Origin of the sequence: Pantoea sp. GD03673, from assembly GCF_029844725.1 — a bacterium.
Taxonomy (GTDB): Bacteria; Pseudomonadota; Gammaproteobacteria; order Enterobacterales; family Enterobacteriaceae; genus Pantoea.
Map to the genome: position 1 here is coordinate 66,016 of NZ_JAOCKJ010000006.1, position 21,751 is coordinate 87,766.

The window sequence follows — 21,751 nt, forward strand, 5'->3', positions numbered from 1 at the left end:
GCACTGTTAAGGTGATGCAGAAAACGCCCGCGCAACCTCCTGCTGCAGGTTGCTTAGTGCCTGACTGAATATCAGTGCAGGCGGCGGGCGTCAATGATATCAGAGACCTGATTCAGGCGCGCCAGGACACGTCCCAGTACCTGATGGTTGTAAATCTCAATATCCATGTCGATGGTTGCCAGCTGTTTTTTAGTGTCGCTGCGGCTTGAGACACCCAGTACATTCACCTTCTCGTTGGCGAGAATGGTGGTGATGTCACGCAGCAAGCCGCTGCGATCGTTAGCCGTCACGCGCACCACCAGCGAGTAACCGCTGGAGTAGCTTTCGCCCCACACGGCATCGACGATACGTTCGGGCGCATGGGAAATCAGCTCAGAAAGCTGGTCGCAGTCGGCGCGGTGGATGGAAATGCCGCGCCCCTGGGTGATGAAGCCGACGATATCATCGCCCGGAATCGGCTGACAGCAGCGGGCAATGTGGTGCATCAGATTGCCCACGCCTTCCACTACGACGCGCCCGCTCTCTTTACGTGGGGGTTGCGAGTAAGATTTCTGGGTCAGCTGGCGCAGCGCTTCGCGATCTTCCTCTTCGGCGCTCGGCTTGTTGAGCTTCGCCTGCAGGAAGTTAACCATCTGGTTAAGACGGATATCCCCGCCGCCAATTGCTGCCAGCAGCTCCTCCAGCGAGGTCACGTTGTAGCGTGGCAGCAGCAGTTTTTCCGCTTCGCGCAGGCTGATGTCGAGCTGATTCAGTTCGTTGTCCAGAATCTGCCGTCCGGCAATAATGTTCTTGTCGCGATCCTGCTTGCGGAACCAGTTGTGGATCTTCGAGCGCCCACGGCTGGTGGTGATATAACCCAGGTTCGGATTGAGCCAGTCGCGGCTCGGGTTCGGCTGTTTCTGGGTGATGACTTCAACCTGATCGCCCATCTGCAGCTGATAGGTGAACGGCACGATGCGGCCACCAATTTTTGCACCGATGCAGCGATGGCCGATGTCACTGTGAATATGGTAGGCAAAGTCGAGCGGCGTCGATCCGGCAGGCAGATCCACCACGTCACCTTTCGGGGTAAAGACGTAGACCCGGTCATCAAACACCTGGCTGCGGACCTCTTCCAGCAGCTCGCCGGAGTCGGCCATCTCTTCCTGCCAGCTGATCAGCTTACGCAGCCACGCAATACGCTCTTCGTGACCCGCTGCGCCACGCGCGCTGCTGGAGGTTGGCCCCTCTTTATATTTCCAGTGCGCCGCCACACCCAGCTCAGCATCTTCATGCATCTGGCGGGTACGGATCTGGATCTCAACCGTTTTGCCCTGCGGCCCTAACACCACCGTATGAATCGACTGGTAGCCGTTGGGTTTGGGGTTAGCAACATAGTCATCAAACTCGCTGGGCAGATGGCGATAGAGCGTATGCACCGTGCCCAGCGCGCCGTAGCAATCCTGCAGACGATCGGCCACGATGCGCACCGCACGCACGTCAAACAGCTCATCAAAAGCCAGCGATTTTTTCTGCATCTTGCGCCAGATGCTGTAGATATGTTTCGGACGACCATAGACTTCGGCGCGCACGCCCTCTTTGACCATCTCTTTGCGCAGGTTATTGACGAAGTTATCGATGTACTGCTCACGATCGATGCGACGCTCATGCAGTAATTTAGCAATGCGCTTATATTCATCGGGATGCAGGTAGCGGAAGCAGTAATCTTCCAGCTCCCATTTGAGCTGGCCGATACCCAGACGGTTGGCCAGTGGGGCATAAATGTTGGTGCTCTCTTTGGCAGCCAGCACCCGCTCATCTTCCGGCGCATCTTTCATTTCGCGCAGGTTCATGATGCGTTCGGCCAGCTTCAGCACCACGCAGCGGAAATCTTCCACCATCGCCAGCAGCATACGGCGGACGTTATCGACCTGTTCAGAGGCCATGGAGTCGTTGTGGATCGCTTTCAGCTGGCGGATGGCGTCCATATCGCGCACGCCGTGTACCAGCGAGACGATGCCTTTGCCAACGGCGGTTTCCAGCTCCTCTTCACTCACCACTTCATCGTTAGCCAGCGGGAAAATCAGCGCCGCACACAGGCTTTCAATATCCATGCTGAGCATGGAGAGGATTTCCACCATCTCAATACCGCGCCACAGCAGCAGCGACTGGTCGGGATGGCCCTGCGTCTGCGCTTCGCAGTAGCGCCAGGTCTCGGCAACGCGTTGACAGGATTGCGGGTTGGCAATACCGAGACTGGCGATCCACTGGTCGAGGGCGAAATCCCCCTCAGTATTTAAATGCGCACTTCTGACCGCAACCATAACCTCTCCTGCACAACGACATTCATCGCTTATGTTTTTCTGAACAGCACCATGGATTCGAGATGACGGGTATGTGGGAACATATCCAGCATCGCGACCCTTTCCAATTGGTAGCCTGCCGACAGCAATGTCTGGCTGTCGCGGGCCAGTGTCACAGGATTACACGAAACATAGACCACGCGTTCTGGTGCAAGTTTAACCACATGCGCCATGACGCCCGCAGCCCCGGCGCGTGCCGGATCGAGTAAAACCTTGTTAAATCCCTGTGCCGCCCACGGCTGGCGCGACACCTCTTCTTCCAGATTATGCTGAAAGAAACTGACATTTTTAAGATTATTCAAATCAGCATTATACGCTGCCTGCCGCACTAATGCTGCAATCCCCTCCACACCAACCACATTTTGTACGAAAATTCCTACAGGAAGTGTGAAGTTTCCCATGCCGCAAAACAGATCCAGAACCCGGTCTTCCGGTTGCAGATCGAGCCAGGCGATCGCCTTCGCGACCATCTGCTGATTAACCGCATCGTTAACCTGGATAAAATCCTGTGGGCTGAAGGTGAGCTTAAGCTGGTGCGATTGATAAAACGGCGTCGACGCACTGAATGCGGTCAGTTCTTCACCGCCTGAATCCAGGAACAGCATCAGCTGATGCTTATGCGAAAACTGTTCCAGTTTTTCACGATCGTCGGCATGCAGCGCATCAAGATGGCGCAGAATCATCAGCGGACCGTTGTCTGCCAGCACCAGTTCCACGTGCCCGAGACGCCTGACGGCGCTCAACCCGCTGAGGCACTGGTGCAGCGGCACCAGTAATGCCTCAAGTTCGGGCACTAAAATGGGGCAGTGCTGGATATCGACCAGATCGTTGCTGGCTTCCTGGCGGAAGCCCATCTGTAAGCGTTGCGCTTTATTTTGCCATTGCAGACCCAGACGGGCGCGGCGGCGATAGCCCCAGGGCTGACCGGCGATCACCTCATCCACCGCCACGTTCTCCGCTGCGGCCTGGCTCAGCATCCGGCTCAGCGCCTGGGCTTTGCTCTGCTGCTGCAGCGTCACATCCGCATGCTGCTGCTGGCAGCCACCACAGCGTTCATAGTGCGGACAGCGCGGCGTGACACGCGCCGGACTGCGGCTAATCAGTCGTGTCACTTTCGCCCGGGCAAATTGACGTTTATCCTCTGTCAGCACGATTTCCGCCTGTTCACCCGGCAGGGCTCCGCTGACAAACAGGGTTTTACCCTTGTGGCGCGCCACGCCCTGTCCGAACGGATCGAGCTCATCAATGGTGACGGTGATGCGTTGTTGCGTCGTCACGCGCTGTTTTGCAACGTAAAATTGCGCCATAGTGTTATCTATTCTCTTTATCGAAAACGACCTGCACCGTGTTTGCGGACAGCAAGCACAGGGACGTTAATGCCGGAGTAGCCAGGCGACTATTATGACCAAATACAGCCTGCGGGCGCGAATGATGATTTTAATTCTGGCACCCACGCTGATGGTTGGCCTGCTGCTCAGCTCATTTTTTGTGGTGCACCGCTACAACGAACTGCAGCGCCAGGTGATCGACGCCGGATCCAACATCATCGAACCCCTGGCGATCTCCAGCGAATACAGCATGACCTGGAACAACCGTGATGCGATGCGTGAACTGGTCAGCCTGCTGCACCGCCGCCATTCCGGCATCGTCCGGGCAATCTCGGTGTTTGATAACCACAACCAGCTCTATGTCACCTCCAATCACAAACAAAACCTCAGCCTGCTGCAACAGGATGATATCCGCGCCCTGCCTGATGATGTCTCAATGGAGCGCCACGGCAGCATACTGATCCTGCGCACGCCGATTACCACCGAGCGTTATGATGTGGATGAATTACCGGATGAAGATGCCAAGCCAGCGGGCAATCCGCTGGGTTACGTGGCGATAGAACTGGACCTGCAGTCGGTGCGCCTGCAGCAGTACAAAGAGGTGTTTGTTGCCACGCTGATGCTGCTCTTCTGCCTCTGTCTTGCCATGCTGTTTGCTTATCGTCTGATGCGCGATGTCACCGGCCCGATCCGCAATATGGTCACCACCGTTGACCGCATCCGTCGCGGCCAGCTCGACAGCCGCGTTGAGGGCTACATGCTGGGTGAACTCAGCATTCTGAAAAACGGGATTAACGCGATGGCGATGTCACTGACCGCCTATCACGAAGAGATGCAGCACAATATCGACCAGGCGACCTGGGATTTGAGGGAGACGCTGGAACAGCTGGAAATCCAGAACGTTGAGCTGGATCTGGCGAAGAAACGCGCCCAGGAAGCGGCGCGGATCAAATCTGAGTTTCTCGCCAATATGTCGCATGAGCTGCGAACGCCGCTCAATGGCGTGCTGGGCTTTACCCGACAGATGCTGAAAACCCAGCTGCGCACTACCCAGCGCGACTATATGCAAACCATTGAACGTTCGGCCAATAACCTGCTCAGCATTATCAATGACGTACTTGATTTTTCGAAGCTGGAAGCGGGCAAACTCATGCTTGAGGCAATCCCCTTCCCGCTGCGCGCCACGCTGGATGAAACCCTGGTGCTGCTGGCCCCGTCGGCACATGAAAAAGGGCTGGAGCTGACGGTAGTGTGTGACAGCAGCGTGCCGGACAACGTGATTGGCGATGCGCTGCGCCTGCAACAGATCCTGATCAACCTGATTGGCAACGCCATCAAGTTTACCGAACAGGGATACATTGGCCTGCGCGTCGGACAGCGGGTGATTACCCAGTCACGCGTGGAGCTGGAAATTCAGGTTGAGGATAGCGGCATCGGTATCTCTGAGCAGCAGCAGACCCAACTCTTCCAGGCGTTCCGTCAGGCTGATGCCAGCATTTCGCGTCGTCATGGCGGCACCGGGCTGGGGCTGGTCATCACCCAGAAACTGGTGCGGGAGATGGGGGGTGATATCACCTTCAGCAGCCAGCCGGAGCAGGGATCAACCTTTGTGATCCGCGTGCAGCTGGATCTCAACCCCAACGCGCCCGGCATGCCCCGCGTGCTGGATGCGTTGTCTCATGCGCGTATTGCTTATGTGGAAGCGGATGCTAACGTTGCCAGCGCCGCGCTGGAGATGCTGAGCGCGACCCCGTTGCAGATCGACTACAGCGAAACGCTGGAGGGGCTGAAAGCGTCTCACTATCCGCTGCTGCTGATGGCAATGCCGGTCGATACCAGCCAGCCTGAGCTGCTTAATGAGCGCCTGATCAACGGGCTGTTGGATCGGGCAGACAACGTGCTGATGGCGCTCCCCAGTCCCATGATGTTGCTGGCTGATGAGCTGAAGGTACGTGGCATAGACGGCTGCATCGCGAAACCGATCTCGCTGACGCGCCTTCTGCCCATGTTACTGGATCTTCATACCCGTCAGATCAGTGAGCTGCCGCTCTCACCGCGTCTGCCGCTGACGGTGATGGCGGTGGATGATAACCCCGCTAACCTCAAACTGATTGGTGCGCTGCTGGAGGAGCAGGTGCAGAACATCCTGCTGTGCAGCAGCGCCGAACACGCCATCCGCGAGGCACGTCAGCAGTCGCTGGATGTGATTCTGATGGATATTCAGATGCCTGAGATTGATGGCATTCGCGCCAGCGAAATTATCCGGGGTCTGCCGCATCACGCTAATACCCCGATTGTGGCGGTGACCGCGCACGCGATTGATGGCGAGCGTGAGCAGCTGATCAAGGCGGGCATGAATGACTATCTTGCCAAGCCAATTGATGAGAGCAAATTGAGGCAGCTGCTGGCGCGCTATACGCCGCCGCCGGTGGTCTCGATGCCGGAACTGCAGCCGATATTACCGACGCTGGACTGGCAACTGGCGCTGCGCCAGGCGGCGAACAAACCCGACCTGGCGCGTGATTTACTGCGGATGCTGCTGGAGTTTTTACCGGAAGTGCATACGAAAATGGCGCAGTTTATGGCGGCCAATGAGGTCAACGCCCTGCGTGAGATTATTCACAAGCTGCACGGCAGTGCCAGCTACAGCGGCGTGCCGCGCATGAAGCAGCTCTGTCATCAGCTGGAACGGGGGCTGCTGGAGGCCAGCGACATCGCTGCGCTGGAGCCGGAACTGCTGGAGCTGCAGGATGAGATGGAGAACGTCGCCAGAGAAGCCCGGCGGCTGTTAGGGTTCGGGGCCGTCTGACGGGCCTGCTGCCACGGCTGTCACTCGCATAAAAGCTAACCGTGACGTGCATCCGCTTTCGCTGACGCACGTCACGCCGTGGTAACGGGCTGACGCCGTAAAGGTCTGGCTTAGCCCACGCAGCACGGCCTGCTGACCGCTGACCGGGTACGTCTGACGGTCAGTGAAAGCCAGCCAGCTTTAACGTCGCGGCCACGTTACGCGCCGTCATCTGAACATTCTTTCCGGCGCTGGCGAGTGCCTCATCCAGCGTACAGATGCTGTAGAGCACGCTGAACACCGCATCGATCCCGTGCTGATGCACCACGCCAACATCTGGCGTCAGGCTACCGGCAATGCCAATCACCGGCTTATTAAAGCGCTTTGCCACACTGGCGACCCCAATCGGCACCTTGCCATTGATACTCTGGCTGTCGATACGTCCTTCACCGGTAATCACCAGGTCAGCATCTTTTACTTCATCTGCCAGCCCCAGCGCCTCCGTGACAATTTCGATGCCGCGCCGCAGTTCCGCCTGACAAAAGGCGTGCAGCGCCGCGCCCATACCGCCCGCTGCGCCGCCGCCGGGAATAGGCAGCACATCGATGTCGAGGTCGCGATGAATAATCGCGGCGTAATGGGCCAGCGCCTGATCAAGCTGCTGCACCAGCGCTGGCGTCGCCCCTTTCTGCGGACCGAAAATGGCCGATGCGCCCTCTTTTCCGGTCAGCGGATTCGTCACGTCACAGGCCACTTCAATGCGGCATTGATGAATGCGGGCATCCAGCGCGTCAATATCAATGCTGGCAAGATCGGCGAGCGCACCGCCGCCCTGACCGATCTCCTTCCCTGTGGTATCCAGCAACCGGGCCCCCAGCGCCTGCATCATCCCGGCCCCGCCATCATTGGTGGCGCTGCCACCAATGCCAATGATGATGTGGCCTACGCCCTTATCCAGTGCATTTTTGATCAACTCGCCGGTGCCAAACGAAGTCGTGATCAGCGGATCACGCTGTGCAGCGGGCACCCGCTCCAGCCCGCTGGCCGCCGCCATTTCGATATAGGCGGTGCTTTCATCTCCCGACAGACCATAAAAGGCATCAACCTGCGTGCCTAACGGACCTGTCACCTTCAACCTGACGATCTTTCCCTTCGTCGCCGCCACCATCGCTTCTACCGTTCCTTCGCCGCCGTCGGCGACCGGTATTTTCACGTAATGCGCATCGGGGAAAATGTCACGGAAACCCGCTTCAATCGCCGATGCCACATCCAGGGCGGATAAACTCTCTTTATATGAATCCGGTGCGATTACGATTTTCATAGGCAATCCGAGCGCAGTTGGGTAATTGAAACGGCTCTTAACCAGTCCGGTTTCCGCAGAGACCGGCACCGGGTTTTAGCGGGCGATTTCAACCTTCGCTAACTTCTCATAATAGCAGGCCAGCGCACTGTGGTCGGCGCTTCCCTGACCATCGTTGCGCAGCGCCTGCATCATCTCCATCACCGCCGCAGTCAACGGCAGATGTGCGCCGATGCCGTGCGAGGTATCCAGTGCGTTCGCCAGATCTTTGATATGCAGGTCGATACGGAAGCCGGGCTTGAAGTTGCGATCCATCACCATCGGCGCTTTGGCATCCAGCACCGTGCTACCGGCCAGCCCCCCGCGAATCGCCTGATACACCAGATCCGGATTCACGCCCGCTTTGGTTGCCAGCGACAGCGCCTCGGACATCGCCGCAATATTCAGCGCCACAATCACCTGGTTAGCCAGCTTGGTGACGTTACCTGCGCCGATGTCGCCGGTATGCACGACCGATCCCGCCATCGCTTTCATGATGTCATAGCAGGAATCGAACACCGCTTTGTCGCCGCCGACCATCACAGAGAGCGTGCCTTCAATCGCTTTGGGTTCACCGCCGCTGACCGGCGCGTCCAGCATTTTGATTCCTTTTTCTGCCAGCGCATCATGGACTTCACGGCTCGCCAGCGGCGCAATCGAACTCATGTCGATCACCACCAGGCCGGGTTTCGCGCCTTCGATAATGCCATTTTTGCCCAGACAGACTTCAATAACCTGTGGCGAGTTGGGCACCATCGTAATCACCACATCGCACTGTTCAGCCACCGCTTTGGGCGATGTCGCCACGGTCGCGCCCAGTTCAGTCAGTTCCGCTTCGCTTTCGGCGTTGTGATCGCGTACCACCAGCGAATAACCGGCTTTCACCAGATTTTTACTCATTGGTTTGCCCATGATGCCCAGGCCGATAAATCCAATTTTCATTGCGTTTCCCCTTGATTGATTAGCGCTTAAATTTGTCGCATAACGCCTGCGACGCGTTGCGGAACATCCCGACATCACTGCCGACGGCCACAAAAGTAGCGCCCCATTCCAGATAGCGACGCGCGTCTGCTTCCACCGGTGCCAGAATACCGCTCGGCTTACCGGCGGCTTTGGCACGTTCAAAAATGTGTTTAATCACGTTCAGCACTTCCGGATGCGCGGGCTGACCGAGATAGCCCAGCGCAGCAGAGAGATCCCCCGGCCCGACAAAAATACCGTCGACGCCCTCCACCGCCGCGATGGCGTCAATGTTGTCGACCGCCTGCTGAGTTTCGATCTGCACCAGTACCGTGATGTTGTCATTGATGGTGCTGTTGTAATCCGGCAACGTGCCGTACATGTTGCTGCGGTGCGACACCGAGACACCGCGAATTCCGGCTGGCGGATAGCGGGTTGAGGCGACGGCACGCAGTGCCTCCTCTTCGGTCTCGACAAACGGCACCAGAAAGTTGTTAAACCCGATATCCAGCAGACGCTTAATGATCACCGGCTCGTTGCAGGGCGGACGCACCACGGGCGCGCTGTGGCTGCCTTTCAGCGCCATCAGCTGCGGCACAAAGGTCGTGATATCGTTGGGCGCATGCTCCCCATCCAGTACCAGCCAGTCGAAACCGGCCAGCCCCAGGATTTCAGTTGAGATTGGACTGGCCAGCGCACACCAGCTGCCAATCAGGGTATCACCCGCTAACAGGCGACGACGAAATCCATTAGGCCAGGCTGCATTACTCATGGTTGAACTCCTGTGACGGTGGCTCCACGGCGGGAGCCAAAAAAAGTTAACGTACCAGGCACGGACGTTTGTTGTCGAAAGTCCATCCCGGCACTAAAAATTGCATCGCTTCTGCATCGTCACGTGCGCCAAGGCCATGCTTCTGATAGAGCGCATTGGCCTGCATCACCTGATCCATGTCCAGCTCAACGCCGAGACCCGGTTTCTGCGGCACCTGCACCATGCCGCCTTTGATCTGAAACGGCTCTTTCGTCAGGCGCTGGTTGCCCTCCTGCCAGATCCAGTGGGTATCAATGGCGGTAATCGCGCCCGGCGCGGCGGCGGCAACGTGGGTAAACATCGCCAGCGAAATGTCGAAGTGGTTATTGGAGTGTGAACCCCAGGTCAGGCCAAAGTCGTGACACATCTGCGCCACCCGCACCGAGCCCTGCATGGTCCAGAAGTGCGGATCGGCCAGCGGAATATCCACCGACTGCAGCGACAGGGTATGCCCCATCTGTCGCCAGTCGGTGGCGATCATATTGGTGGCGGTTGGCATACCGGTGGCGCGGCGGAACTCCGCCATCACTTCACGACCGGAGTAGCCCTGCTCTGCGCCACAGGGATCTTCTGCGTAGGCCAGCACATCTTTTAGCTGTTTGCCGAGCATGATCGCCTCGTTGAGCGACCAGGCTCCGTTGGGATCGAGGGTGATTCGGGCTTCAGGAAAACGTTTTGCCAGCGCCGTAACGGCTTCGGCCTCTTCGCCACCGCGCAGCACGCCCCCCTTGAGCTTGAAGTCGTTAAAGCCATATTTCTCATAGGCGGCTTCCGCCAGACGTACCACCGCATCCGGCGTTAACGCCTCTTCATGGCGCAGACGATACCAGTCACAGGGATCGCTCTGCTGATGCTGATAAGAGAGCGAGGTTTTATTGCGGTCGCCGATGTAGAACAGGTAGCCAAGCATCTCAACGCGGTCACGCTGCTGCCCGTCACCCAGCAGCGAGGCGACGTTCACGCCCAGGTGCTGACCCAGCAGATCAAGCAGTGCCGCTTCAATGCCGGTCACCACATGAATCGTGGTGCGCAGATCAAACGTCTGGTTCCCGCGCCCGCCCGCATCGCGGTCAGCAAAGGTAGTGCGCACCAGACTGAGGGTATTTTTATACTCACCCAGCGTTTTGCCGATGACCAGCGAGGCGGCATCTTCCAGCGTCTGACGAATCTTCTCGCCGCCAGGAATTTCACCGACGCCAGTGTGTCCGGCGTTATCTTTGATAATCACAATGTTGCGGGTAAAGAATGGCGAGTGAGCGCCGCTGAGGTTCAGCAGCATGCTGTCGTGGCCTGCAACCGGGATAACCTGCATGGCGGTCACTTTCGGTGTTGAACTCATCTCCTGCTCCTTATGCTGTTTCCCGGCCAAATGCCGGGCGCTTGCGATCAAAAGTCCAGCCGGGGATCAGATACTGCATCGCCGTCGCGTCGTTTCGCGCACCGGCAGGCAGTGACTGATAAAGCTGATGGGCTTTGTTTACCTGCTCCCAGTCGAGCTCAATGCCCAGACCCGGTGCATCCGGTACGGCAATTTTTCCGTTGCGGATTTGCAGCGGATTTTTCGTCAGGCGCTGATCGCCCTCCTGCCAGATCCAGTGGGTATCAATCGCGGTGGGATTGCCGGGCGCTGCCGCCCCCACATGCGTGAACATCGCCAGGGAAATATCAAAGTGGTTATTGGAGTGGCAGCCCCAGGTGAGGCCCCACTCATCGCACAGCTGGGCGACACGCACGGCACCGCTCAGCGTCCAGAAGTGAGGATCGGCCAGCGGAATATCGACCGCGTTAACCATTACCGCGTGATTCATCTCACGCCAGTTGGTGGCGATCATATTGGTCGCCACCGGCAGGCCCGTTGCGCGCCGGAACTCGGCCATCACTTCACGCCCCGAATAGCCCTGCTCCGCGCCGCACGGATCTTCGGCGTAGCTCAGTACATGCTGCATCCCTTTGCAGAGCGCTATCGCCTCATCCAGCCGCCAGGCACCGTTGGGGTCAACCGTAATGCGCGCCTCGGGAAAACGCTGCTTTAGCGCCGTCGCCGTGGCGATCTCCTGCTCGCCCGGCAGCACGCCGCCTTTGAGTTTGAAATCTTTGAAGCCGTACTTATCCTGTGCCGCTTCAGCCAGCCGGACTACAGCATCGCTGGTCAGCGCTTCCTGATGACGCAGGTGATACCAGTCGTGACTTGCCTGATCGCCACTCAGATAGGGCAGATCTGTTTTGCGACGGTCGCCCAGATAGAACAGATAGCCCAGCACCGTGACGTGATCACGCTGCTTTCCCGGTCCCAGCAGTTCAGCCACGGGCACGCCAAGGCACTGTCCCAGCAGATCGAGCAGCGCGGCTTCCAGCGCGGCTACCGCATTGACCCGCAGCTCAAAGGTCCAGGCCCCGTTGCCAAAGGTCGTGAAGTCAGCCGACTGATTGCCCTTGTGTACCTGCTGCACCAGACGGTTCATCCGGGCAATCTGCTGGCCTTTCACCTGCGGAATCGCCTCTGTCAGCGTCTGATAGATGGTGTCGCCGCCGGGCGCTTCACCCACGCCGGTGTGACCGGCGCTGTCAGTGAGCACCACAATGTTGCGGGTAAAACAGGCGTTGTGCGCCCCGCCAATATTGAGCAGCATGCTGTCGTAACCGGCGACCGGGATAACCCGCATATCCGTAATGACGGGGGAACTTTGCGTATTCATGATGCGTCCTTACCGTGCCAGGATTTCAGTTCAACACGTTTGATATCGCCAGCAATCACAAGGAAGCTGAAGGCCGCGACAAAGGCATGAATGCCAACATAGATCAGCGCACCTTCAAAGGAACCACTGGTGGCAATGATGTAACCGATAGCAATAGGGGTCACGATGCCGGAGAAGTTACCGAACATGTTAAACAGGCCGCCGCTGAGGCCGCTGATCTCTTTTGGCGCGGTATCGGCCATCACCGCCCAGCCCAGCGCACCAATGCCTTTACCAAAGAACGCCAGTGCCATGAAGAACACCACCACCCATTCGGTTTCGGTGTAGTTGCACATCACCATCGAAATAGAGAGCAGCATGCCAAGCACAATGGGGGTTTTACGTGCGATATTCAGCGAGCCGGTTTTTCGCATCAGCCAGTCGGAGATAACCCCGCCCAGAACGCCGCCAAGGAAGCCGCACACCGCCGGAATCGAGGCGATAAAGCCCGCTTTAAGAATCGACATGCCACGTGCCTGCACCAGATAGACCGGGAACCAGGTAATAAAGAAGTAAGTTAAGGCGTTAACACAGTACTGACCAAGGTAGATACCCAGCATCATGCGTGACGTCAGCAGCTGTTTGATCTGGAACCACTTCTCGCTCCAGCTCACTTTGCGGGTATCCTTTTTGACATCCATGTTGATCAGCGCGCCGCCCTGCTCCATATACGTCAGTTCAGCTTTATTTACGCCGGGATGATCGGTGGGATCGTGGATAACTTTCAGCCAGATAAAGCTGAGGATGATGCCCAGGCCGCCCATGAACCAGAAGACGTGCGCCCAGCCCACTTCAGAGACCAGCCAGCCCATAATGGGCGCGAAGATCACGGTGGCGAAGTATTGCGCAGAGTTGAAGATGGCCACCGCCGTGCCGCGCTCCTGCGCCGGGAACCAGGCGGCCACAATCCGGCTATTGCCCGGGAAGGACGGTGCCTCAGCCAGACCCACGAGGAAACGCAGGATAAACAGTGACATGATGATGCCGAAGCCGCTGAAGATATCCACGAATCCCTGCAGCAGCGTAAACAGCGACCAGGTAAAGATACTCCAGAAATAGACGCGTTTTGAGCCGAAGCGATCGAGCAGCCAGCCGCCCGGAATCTGCCCGATAACATACGCCCATGAGAAGGCAGAGAAGATATAGCCAAGCCCGACCGAATCGAGACCAATATCTTTGGACATCGCGGAACCGGCAATCGAGATGGTTGCGCGGTCACCGTAGTTGAATGAGGTGACGATAAACAGCATCACCACAATCCAGTAGCGGGCATTGGTGCGCTTCTGCACCGTTTCCGCAGTCTGGCTGAAACTATTCATGATGCACTCCTGAAATATAGCTTGAGCTACATTCGCTCTGACTGCATACACATCGCGTTGGGTATCAGAGAGAAGTTGGGTTAAACACGGCGATCGTTTTGTTCTGGCAAACCTTTATTTATCCATCTGCGAGGGGGCAGCCAATGCGCCTCTGAACCTGCTGCGGATGAGTAATACGTCGTGACAGATAACCTGACTTTGGCTAACGGAACCCAGTATAAGAACAGCCTGTGGCGATCACATTGGTGCATCGCCCTGGAATAATGGCTGTAAAGAAGTGATTGTCTGGCGTATGCACAAAACCCTGCGGCGTGGCTCACGAAAGCGGCAAATACCCGTGCGTAAAACGCCTTAATGCACGCTTTCCCCCGCTGTTTGTGAGGGTCTTCACTTGCTTTTGGATAATCGACCCAAAACGACAGGACGAATTGTCTTAATGGTGGTCATTTGCACAATGCGCGACCCACGCCGCCTCCCTATACTGGAGCTGGCAAACAAACGTGTGACAGGTCAGATTATTACAGCGTGCCGCACAAGTACGGCACGACAGACGGGAAGGTGAGCGATGAACCTTAAAACAGACGAACAACCGCTCTATATCAAAGTCCATGAGCACGACAATGTCGCGATTGTAGTGAACAGCCTGGGTCTGCCAGCTGGCACACAGTTCGCTGATGGCCTGACGCTTACAGAGCACGTGCCACAGGGCCACAAAGTGGCGCTGAGCGCGATTCGCCAGGGTGCAGAAATCGTGCGTTATGGTGAAGTCATAGGCTATGCGGTGCGGGATATTGCCCAGGGCAGCTGGATTGATGAGTCGCTGGTGACGCTGCCGGAAGCGCCTCCGCTGGCAAGCCTGCCGTTAGCCACGCAGGTTCCGCCTGAATTGCCGCCCCTGGAGGGGTATACCTTTGAAGGTTATCGCAATGCGGATGGCAGCGTCGGCACCCGTAACCTGCTCGGCATCACCACCAGCGTTCACTGTGTGGCCGGTGTGGTGGATCATGTCGTACAGATCATTGAACGGGATTTACTGCCGCGCTATCCGAATGTCGATGGCGTGGTCGCCCTGAACCACCTTTATGGCTGCGGCGTAGCCATTAATGCACCCGCTGCGGTAGTGCCAATTCGTACCATTCACAACCTGGCGCTGAATGCGAATTTCGGTGGCGAGGTAATGATTGTCAGCCTGGGCTGTGAAAAGTTACAGCCGGAGCGTCTGCTGACCGGCACGCCCGACGTGCAGGCAATTTCGCTGGACGATCATGACATCGTGCGTTTGCAGGATGAAAAGCTGTCAGGGTTTGGCGCGATGGTGAATGAGATTCTGCAGGTGGCGGAGCGTCATCTTCAGCGACTGAATCAGCGCCAGCGCGAAACCTGCTCTGCTGCAGACTTGATTGTCGGCATGCAGTGTGGTGGCAGCGATGCATTCTCAGGCGTGACGGCGAATCCGGCCGTGGGCTTCGCGTCCGACCTGCTGGTGCGTTGCGGCGCGACCGTGATGTTCTCGGAAGTGACGGAAGTGCGGGATGCGATTCACCTGCTGACCCCACGCGTGATTAACCAGGAAGTTGGTAAGCGCTTACTGGAGGAGATGGCCTGGTATGACAACTACCTCGACCAGGGCCAGACCGATCGCAGCGCTAATCCGTCGCCGGGCAATAAAAAAGGCGGACTGGCGAACGTGGTGGAAAAAGCGCTGGGGTCTATCGCTAAATCGGGACGGAGCGCCATTACAGAAGTGCTCTCGCCCGGTCAGCGGCCGACGCGACGTGGCCTGATCTACGCGGCGACGCCCGCCAGCGATTTTGTCTGCGGAACACAGCAGCTGGCGTCCGGTATCACCCTGCAGGTGTTTACCACCGGTCGCGGTACGCCTTACGGCCTGGCTGCGATTCCGGTAATCAAGATGGCGACGCGCAATGCGCTGGCAGAGCGCTGGCACGATCTGATGGACATTAATGCCGGGACGATTGCAACCGGTGAAGAGAGTATTGAGCAGGTGGGCTGGCGGCTGTTTGAGTTGATTCTGGACATTGCCAGTGGCAGGAAGCAGACCTGGTCCGATCGCTGGGGCATCCGTAATCAGCTGGCGGTGTTTAACCCGGCACCGGTTACCTGACATTCCTGTGCATGCAGGCCAGGCTTATCACTATGCTGCTGAGGCAGCGATAAGCCTGGCATCGCCATCAGAGCTGCGCGCCCCAGGCTTCAACCCAGGGAGAGGTGACCGCTTCCGGCTCTGGATTTTCAGTGGCATCAACCAGTAACACCTCACCGACCCGCTGCGCACCCTGCTCCTGCAGCAGCGCATCGAAAGCTTTACCCGCGCCACAAAAATGGTCGTAACTGCTGTCACCCAGCGCAATCACGCCATAGCGCAGGGCGGGCTGATGACCGAGCTTATCTTTAACCGCATGGAACAGACCTGAAATCGTGTCGGGAAAATCGCCCTGCCCGGTGGTTGAGGTGACGATTAACGCCACGTCGCTGGCGTAGTTCTGCCAGTCTGCCAGCGTCGGATCGTCAAACACGGTGACGCTGTGCCCCTGCTGCTGCAGAACGGACTCCGCTTCTTCTGCCACCAGCAGCGCATTGCCGTATACCGTGCCCACAAAAATGCCAATCTTTGCCATTTGCTCTCTCCCTTATTCTGAAACGTTATCCTGTCCTGGCGCTGCGTTAAACTCAACACGCGGCACCTCAGGAATGCGATCCTGCCAGCCAAACTGGTTCATCAGGTTCTGCCAGACTCTATCCAGTCCGGCGCGCAGCAGCAAAGGCTCACCGGTCACCGGATGGGTCAGTGCCAGACTGCTGGCGTGCAGCATCAGCCGGTTAGCGCCAAAGTGTTCGGCGGCCCCCCGGTTCTGGCGCAGATCGCCGTGCGCCGAATCGCCAATAATCGGGTGACGCAGGTGTGACATATGACGACGCAGCTGATGCTTGCGGCCGGTTTTCGGGGCCATTTCAACCAGGCTATAACGCGAGGTGGGATAACGGCCGATGCCGACCGGCATCTCAACCGTTGCCAGTGACTGATAATCGGTGACTGCGGGCTGGGCAGTGCGCGGTTCAGTAGCGTGCCTGTCCGCAATTTTATCCAGCTCTTCAACCAGCGGGTAATCGAGCGTACCGCTGCTTTCCAGCCAGCCGCGCACGACAGCGTGGTAGGTTTTCTGCATCTCGTGCTGTTCAAACTGCAGCGAAAGCAGACGGCCGACCTCACTGGACAGCCCCATCAGCAGCACCCCGGAGGTGGGCTTGTCCAGACGATGCGCGGTAAACACATGCTGTCCAATCTGATCGCGAACGGTCTGCATTACAAAGACCGTTTCATGCCGATCCAGCCAGCTGCGGTGAACCAGCCAGCCGCTGGGTTTGTTGACGGCAACCAGCCATTCATCCTGATAGATAATTTCCAGCATCAGTGGGCAGCATCCGTGAATAACGCATCAAGTTGACGCAGCGTCAGCAGCAGCGGCGCAACACCGGGCTGGTCAGGTGCCAGCGCCATCTCGAAGTAATTGGCAACAGCAAAATTTTGCGGTAACGGATGTCTTGCGGCAATCAGGGCATGCATTCGCGGTATCAGAACCCACTGGAGCCACTGGAGCGGCTCCAGCGTATCCACGCAAAAGGGTTCACGGCTTTCGAGCGCGCACCTGTCTGGAGGCGAACTCTGCCACAGATGGTGCTCACGCATCACCGCTTCCAGTTGCTCCAGCCGCTGCGTAATCAATTGTTCAGGCGTCATACGCCACCTCCAGCGAGCAATCAAAAATGGGCGGCAAGCATAACATTTGTTAGCCCAGGCACAAAAAAAAGGGAGCACTGTATAAACAGTGCTCCCGGTTCGTTTGCAGCCTTCCTGCTACGTTTTTGCTCCCTGCTCTTCCATGACAACTTGTCCAGTGCGAACTCCTGTCGCGCATCGTCCTGATGTATCCTTAGCATCCTGGCCCACCACCTCTTCTGAGGGGTTCTCATTCTCCATCCTGGAGGTGTCCCTTGCTCACTCCTGAGCGATCCTGTTTCGTCCTGAAACCTTCCGTGTGCCGTAAGCTCCGTTACGTTCCTGCCTCATGGCTTATCATCATCCTGACGATATCTGTTTCCTGAGCGTCCTGCAGTGGCAAACATTTTGACAGAACTCGTTACGTGTACAAGGGACTTACAGCGAAACTTTACGAATTGTGCTGCCTGAATTCAGATTAATGCCATTAAGTTTATGATTCACAATATTTTTACATCGCAGCCTTCCGGACGTCTTAAATGTTATATGGCGATCTCTTACAGCAGATGTAAGAGATGTCTCACAATCCAGGCAGCAAATGACTGCAATTCAGATGATAACCGGTTGTAATGAAATAAGAAATGTCTCAAGACTTTGTGCCAGGACGACACGCTGTTTACGACCAGGCTGCTCCAGAATGACTTCGCCGCTGAGATTAGAGAGGGAAATGATCGCCTCTTCTGAATCGGTGGTGGCAATAAACAGCGTAGGCGACTGTCTGAGGCGGCGCTGCATCACCAGATGACCAATCAGATTCTCCTGTAACCGCAGGAAATCCTCTTCACTCCACACCTGTAACAGCGTCAGCGAATTCTCACCAAAACGGGCCTGCATATCCCCGGCAAACTGCGTGGTGTAGAACGCCGCGATCGGCGGCTGGAGCTGGATGTCAACCGCCCGCTCAACCGCATCAAGCGTCGATGGCAGAGTGAATGGCTGCGGCTGCCAGAGGACCCGCTGATCGCGATCTTCGATTGCGCAGGGCGACGGGATGCCATAGAGATCGCTGCTGGCCGGCGCATGCCCGGCCTGCTGAAGCCAGTGCTGGCAGTATCGGGTGGTAAAGTCGCGCAACGCGGCGGCAGTTTGCTGCATCATTCATATTCTCACTTCTGATGGGTTACACTTAGCCACTTTGATTAATTTTGGTGGTAACCGCAATGACTACTCACGAACAGGATCAGGCGCTCAGTAACCTGACGCTGGGCAAACCTACAGCCTATCACGATCAGTATGACAACAGCTTACTGCAGTCGGTGCCGCGCAGCCTGAACCGTGAACCGCTGGGCCTGTTTCCCGATAGCCTGCCCTTCACCGGCAGCGATATCTGGACGCTGTATGAACTCTCGTGGCTCAACAGCAAAGGCCTGCCCCAGGTTGCCGTTGGCGAAGTGGTGCTGGATGCGCAGAGCCGCAATCTTATCGAGTCTAAAAGCTTCAAGCTCTATCTTAATAGTTTCAATCAAACCCGTTTTGCCGACTGGGGTGAAGTCCGTCAGACGCTGGAGCGGGATCTGAGCGCCTGTGCTGAAGGTGAAGTACGGGTCGCGCTGTTCCGGCTCAGTGAAGTCGAAGGTCAGCCTCTCGGTCATTTCGAGGGGTGCTGTATTGATGAGCAGGATATCGAGATAGAAGATTACCGCTTCAATGCTGACTATCTGGCCAATGCCGCAGGCAGTGAAATCGTCGAAGAGACGCTGGTCAGTCATCTGCTCAAGTCAAACTGCCTGATTACCAACCAGCCCGACTGGGGCTCAGTGATGATCCGCTACAAAGGCCCCCGTATCGGGCGTGAAGCCCTGCTGCGCTATCTGGTCTCATTCCGCCAGCACAACGAATTTCACGAGCAGTGTGTTGAGCGCATCTTCAATGATGTGATGCGATTCTGTCATCCGGACGCACTGACAGTTTATGCGCGCTACACGCGCCGTGGCGGGCTGGATATTAACCCGTGGCGCACCAACGTGCCCTTCTCGCCCGGTTTTTCGCGGCTGGTCCGTCAGTAGTTTGCGAGACTTCTCGCAGGCTGCGTGCTGCAAGCGCAGTTCCGCTTGAGCTGTGCGGGCCGACAAGGCTACTCTGGGGATGGCGGCATCCTGCGGATGGCCGACCAGGGATTTTCGTCACTGCTGTGGCAGTGCCAACACGCACCCAGGCGGGTGTAAAGGAGTTCATTTGATTACCCATATCAGCCCTCTTGGCTCAATGGATCTGCTCTCGCAGCTGGAAGTCGATATGCTCAAGCGCACAGCCAGCAGCGACCTCTATCAGCTGTTTCGTAATTGCTCTCTGGCCGTGCTTAACTCCGGCAGCCAGACTGACAGCAGCCACGAACTGCTCTCCCGCTTTGAAAACTTCGACATCAACGTGCTGCGCCAGGAGCGCGGCGTCAAACTGGAGCTGATCAACCCGCCGGAAGAGGCGTTTGTGGATGGCCGTATCATCCGCTCACTGCAGGCTAACCTGTTTGCGGTGCTGCGTGACATCCTGTTTGTCAGCGGCCAGCTCAACATGCCCGGCCGGTTAAGCGCAGCCGAAGAGAATGATTCTGCCACCATCACCAACACGGTGTTTTCCATTCTGCGTAATGCGCGGGCACTGCATATCGGCGAGTATCCCAACACCGTGGTCTGCTGGGGCGGGCACTCAATTAACGCCGTTGAGTACCAGTATTGCCGCAATGTCGGGACGCAGCTTGGCTTGCGTGAGCTGAATATCTGTACCGGCTGCGGGCCGGGCGTGATGGAAGCACCGATGAAAGGTGCAGCGGTTGGTCATGCGCAGCAGCGCTATCGTGACAGCCGCTTTATTGGCCTGACTGAACCCTCGATCATTGCCGCTGAACCGCCGAATCCACTGGTGAATGAGCTGATCATCATGCCGGACATTGAAAAACGTCTGGAGGCTTTTGTGCGTATCGCCCACGGCATCATCATCTTCCCAGGTGGCGTAGGTACGGCAGAAGAGTTGCTCTATCTGCTGGGCATCCTGATGAATCCGCAAAACAACGATCAGGTGTTGCCGCTGATTCTGACCGGCCCGGAAGAGAGCGCCGATTACTTCCGCGTGCTGGATGATTTCATCGTTAACACACTGGGTGAACAGGCGCGTAAGCATTATCAGATCATTATCAACGATGCAGCCGAAGTTGCGCGTCTGATGAAGAAAGCGATGCCGCAGGTGAAAGAGAACCGGCGCGAAACCGGCGATGCGTATAGCTTTAACTGGTCGATTCGCATTGAGCCCGATCTGCAGGTGCCCTTCATGCCAACCCATGAAAATATGGCCAACCTCAATCTCTATACCAATCAGCCTCCCGAGAAGCTGGCGGCCGACCTGCGCCGTGCCTTCTCAGGCATCGTCGCGGGTAACGTCAAAGAGATGGGTATCCGCGAAATCCGCGAGAAGGGACGCTACAAACTGCATGGTGACCCCGACATCATGCACCGCATGGATGAGCTGCTTCAGGGATTCGTTGCCCAGCAACGTATGAAACTGCCCGGCACCGCCTACATCCCCTGCTACGAAATCATCAAATAAACCAGGAGGCAGCCCCCGGGCTGCCCATACTCTCATGGATCTTCATCTTGTTATTGTTGACGCGCTGAACCTGATTCGCCGTCTGCATGCGGTTCAGGGCTCCCCCTGTGTCGACGGCTGCGTGGCTGCGCTGCGTCAGATTCTGGGCCACGCCCGTCCGACTCACGCTGTGGCGGTTTTTGATGGCGAAGCGCGCCATCAGGGCTGGCGTCATCAGCTGCTACCCGATTACAAAAGCGGTCGTCCGCCAATGCCAGATGATTTACAGGCAGAGATGCCAGCGTTGCAGGAGGCTTTCCGCGACGCGGGCGTAAGCTGCTGGATAGCGGGCGAGGATGAGGCGGATGATTTAGCGGCGACGCTGGCGGTAAAAATGGCTCAGGCCGGACATCAGGCTACCATCGTTTCCACTGACAAAGGTTACTGTCAGCTGCTGGCCCCGGAAATCCGCCTCCGCGACTACTTCCAGAAACGCTGGCTCGATCTGCCCTTTATCGAGGCTGAATTTGGCGTGGCACCTCAGTTGTTACCCGACTACTGGGGCTTGTGCGGCATCAGCAGCAGTAAGATTCCGGGCATCACCGGCATCGGCCCGAAAAGCGCGAAACAGCTGCTGGCAGAGTTTCAGACGCTTGAGGGCATTTATCAGCAACTGGATAAGGTGCCCGCTAAATGGCAGGAAAAGCTCGCTGAAGGCCAGCAGATGGCAGAAATCAGCCGTCAGGTGGCCACACTGAAGCGGGATCTGGTGTTGCAGGGGAATCTGAATACGCTGCGTTATACAGGCTGA

17 protein-coding genes are annotated in these 21,751 nt (G+C 57.2%); 5 read left to right on the forward strand and 12 right to left on the reverse strand.

Going from position 1 to position 21,751, the window contains the following annotated elements; translation table 11 throughout:
* Nucleotides 1–71: 71 nt before the first annotated feature.
* Together relA and rlmD are read right to left on the reverse strand one after the other, a co-directional pair.
* Complete coding sequence (relA, locus tag N5J69_RS12785) at nt 72–2,303, reverse strand: GTP diphosphokinase (protein ID WP_279770758.1); 2,232 nt, start codon at nt 2,301–2,303, stop codon at nt 72–74.
* A gap of 29 nt (nt 2,304–2,332) precedes the next feature.
* Nucleotides 2,333–3,649, reverse strand: coding sequence for a 23S rRNA (uracil(1939)-C(5))-methyltransferase RlmD (gene rlmD, locus N5J69_RS12790; protein WP_279770760.1), 1,317 nt, complete (start codon nt 3,647–3,649; stop codon nt 2,333–2,335).
* 94 nt (nt 3,650–3,743) lie between these two features.
* On the opposite strand from rlmD, the gene barA reads away from it, so the two are divergent.
* Nucleotides 3,744–6,479: a two-component sensor histidine kinase BarA gene (gene barA / locus N5J69_RS12795; RefSeq protein WP_279770763.1), complete on the forward strand. Its 2,736-nt coding sequence runs from the start codon at nt 3,744–3,746 to the stop codon at nt 6,477–6,479.
* 160 nt (nt 6,480–6,639) lie between these two features.
* On the opposite strand, the gene N5J69_RS12800 is transcribed toward barA, so the two are convergent.
* The 6 genes from N5J69_RS12800 to N5J69_RS12825 form a co-directional block, all read right to left on the reverse strand.
* Nucleotides 6,640–7,779 (reverse strand): glycerate kinase, encoded by a 1,140-nt coding sequence (locus N5J69_RS12800; RefSeq protein ID WP_279770765.1) that lies wholly within the window; start codon nt 7,777–7,779, stop codon nt 6,640–6,642.
* 75 nt (nt 7,780–7,854) lie between these two features.
* Nucleotides 7,855–8,739, reverse strand: coding sequence for a 2-hydroxy-3-oxopropionate reductase (gene garR, locus N5J69_RS12805; RefSeq protein WP_279770767.1), 885 nt, complete (start codon nt 8,737–8,739; stop codon nt 7,855–7,857).
* 19 nt (nt 8,740–8,758) lie between these two features.
* Nucleotides 8,759–9,529: a 2-dehydro-3-deoxyglucarate aldolase gene (gene garL, locus N5J69_RS12810; RefSeq protein WP_279770769.1), complete on the reverse strand. Its 771-nt coding sequence runs from the start codon at nt 9,527–9,529 to the stop codon at nt 8,759–8,761.
* A 46-nt stretch (nt 9,530–9,575) separates the two neighbouring features.
* The gene (gene gudD, locus N5J69_RS12815; RefSeq protein ID WP_279770771.1) at nt 9,576–10,907 is read right to left on the reverse strand and encodes a glucarate dehydratase; all 1,332 of its coding nucleotides are present in this window, start codon (nt 10,905–10,907) and stop codon (nt 9,576–9,578) included.
* Between the two features lie 10 nt (nt 10,908–10,917).
* Complete coding sequence (locus N5J69_RS12820) at nt 10,918–12,264, reverse strand: enolase C-terminal domain-like protein (RefSeq protein ID WP_279770773.1); 1,347 nt, start codon at nt 12,262–12,264, stop codon at nt 10,918–10,920.
* Nucleotides 12,261–13,622 carry an MFS transporter gene (locus tag N5J69_RS12825; RefSeq protein ID WP_279770775.1) on the reverse strand — a complete coding sequence of 454 codons (1,362 nt, stop codon included), beginning with the start codon at nt 13,620–13,622 and terminating at the stop codon, nt 12,261–12,263. Before N5J69_RS12825 ends, N5J69_RS12820 begins: the two co-directional genes overlap by 4 nt.
* A 565-nt stretch (nt 13,623–14,187) precedes the next feature.
* On the opposite strand from N5J69_RS12825, the gene garD reads away from it, so the two are divergent.
* Complete coding sequence (garD, locus tag N5J69_RS12830; protein WP_279770776.1) at nt 14,188–15,747, forward strand: galactarate dehydratase; 1,560 nt, start codon at nt 14,188–14,190, stop codon at nt 15,745–15,747.
* A 67-nt stretch (nt 15,748–15,814) separates the two neighbouring features.
* On the opposite strand, the gene N5J69_RS12835 is transcribed toward garD, so the two are convergent.
* From N5J69_RS12835 to syd, 4 genes are all read right to left on the reverse strand, one after another.
* Nucleotides 15,815–16,261: a flavodoxin gene (locus N5J69_RS12835; protein WP_279770779.1), complete on the reverse strand. Its 447-nt coding sequence runs from the start codon at nt 16,259–16,261 to the stop codon at nt 15,815–15,817.
* Nucleotides 16,262–16,273: 12 nt separating this feature from the next.
* A complete protein-coding gene (gene truC, locus N5J69_RS12840) occupies nt 16,274–17,053 on the reverse strand; it encodes a tRNA pseudouridine(65) synthase TruC (RefSeq protein ID WP_279770781.1) in 780 nt (259 codons plus the stop codon).
* A complete protein-coding gene (locus tag N5J69_RS12845) occupies nt 17,053–17,382 on the reverse strand; it encodes a YqcC family protein (protein ID WP_279770783.1) in 330 nt (109 codons plus the stop codon). The genes truC and N5J69_RS12845 overlap by 1 nt, the downstream gene beginning before the upstream one ends.
* Nucleotides 17,383–17,970: 588 nt before the next feature.
* Nucleotides 17,971–18,519, reverse strand: coding sequence for a SecY-interacting protein (gene syd / locus N5J69_RS12850; RefSeq protein ID WP_279770786.1), 549 nt, complete (start codon nt 18,517–18,519; stop codon nt 17,971–17,973).
* 62 nt (nt 18,520–18,581) lie between these two features.
* Here syd and queF point away from each other — a divergent pair, with 62 nt between their 5' ends.
* The 3 genes from queF to xni all read left to right on the forward strand — a co-directional run bounded on the left by queF (nt 18,582) and on the right by xni (nt 21,751).
* Nucleotides 18,582–19,427 (forward strand): NADPH-dependent 7-cyano-7-deazaguanine reductase QueF, encoded by an 846-nt coding sequence (queF, locus tag N5J69_RS12855; protein WP_279770787.1) that lies wholly within the window; start codon nt 18,582–18,584, stop codon nt 19,425–19,427.
* A gap of 169 nt (nt 19,428–19,596) precedes the next feature.
* Nucleotides 19,597–20,961, forward strand: coding sequence for a nucleotide 5'-monophosphate nucleosidase PpnN (ppnN, locus tag N5J69_RS12860; RefSeq protein WP_279770789.1), 1,365 nt, complete (start codon nt 19,597–19,599; stop codon nt 20,959–20,961).
* 34 nt (nt 20,962–20,995) lie between these two features.
* Nucleotides 20,996–21,751 (forward strand): flap endonuclease Xni, encoded by a 756-nt coding sequence (gene xni, locus N5J69_RS12865; protein WP_279770790.1) that lies wholly within the window; start codon nt 20,996–20,998, stop codon nt 21,749–21,751.

Bases quoted from the DNA above. Each gene is read 5' to 3' on its own strand.
- relA (WP_279770758.1), bottom strand. From the start codon at position 2,303: ATGGTTGCGGTCAGAAGTGCGCATTTAAATACTGAGGGGGATTTCGCC.
- rlmD (WP_279770760.1), bottom strand. From the start codon at position 3,649: ATGGCGCAATTTTACGTTGCAAAACAGCGCGTGACGACGCAACAACGC.
- barA (WP_279770763.1), top strand. From the start codon at position 3,744: ATGACCAAATACAGCCTGCGGGCGCGAATGATGATTTTAATTCTGGCA.
- N5J69_RS12800 (WP_279770765.1), bottom strand. From the start codon at position 7,779: ATGAAAATCGTAATCGCACCGGATTCATATAAAGAGAGTTTATCCGCC.
- garR (WP_279770767.1), bottom strand. From the start codon at position 8,739: ATGAAAATTGGATTTATCGGCCTGGGCATCATGGGCAAACCAATGAGT.
- garL (WP_279770769.1), bottom strand. From the start codon at position 9,529: ATGAGTAATGCAGCCTGGCCTAATGGATTTCGTCGTCGCCTGTTAGCG.
- gudD (WP_279770771.1), bottom strand. From the start codon at position 10,907: ATGAGTTCAACACCGAAAGTGACCGCCATGCAGGTTATCCCGGTTGCA.
- N5J69_RS12820 (WP_279770773.1), bottom strand. From the start codon at position 12,264: ATGAATACGCAAAGTTCCCCCGTCATTACGGATATGCGGGTTATCCCG.
- N5J69_RS12825 (WP_279770775.1), bottom strand. From the start codon at position 13,622: ATGAATAGTTTCAGCCAGACTGCGGAAACGGTGCAGAAGCGCACCAAT.
- garD (WP_279770776.1), top strand. From the start codon at position 14,188: ATGAACCTTAAAACAGACGAACAACCGCTCTATATCAAAGTCCATGAG.
- N5J69_RS12835 (WP_279770779.1), bottom strand. From the start codon at position 16,261: ATGGCAAAGATTGGCATTTTTGTGGGCACGGTATACGGCAATGCGCTG.
- truC (WP_279770781.1), bottom strand. From the start codon at position 17,053: ATGCTGGAAATTATCTATCAGGATGAATGGCTGGTTGCCGTCAACAAA.
- N5J69_RS12845 (WP_279770783.1), bottom strand. From the start codon at position 17,382: ATGACGCCTGAACAATTGATTACGCAGCGGCTGGAGCAACTGGAAGCG.
- syd (WP_279770786.1), bottom strand. From the start codon at position 18,519: ATGATGCAGCAAACTGCCGCCGCGTTGCGCGACTTTACCACCCGATAC.
- queF (WP_279770787.1), top strand. From the start codon at position 18,582: ATGACTACTCACGAACAGGATCAGGCGCTCAGTAACCTGACGCTGGGC.
- xni (WP_279770790.1), top strand. From the start codon at position 20,996: ATGGATCTTCATCTTGTTATTGTTGACGCGCTGAACCTGATTCGCCGT.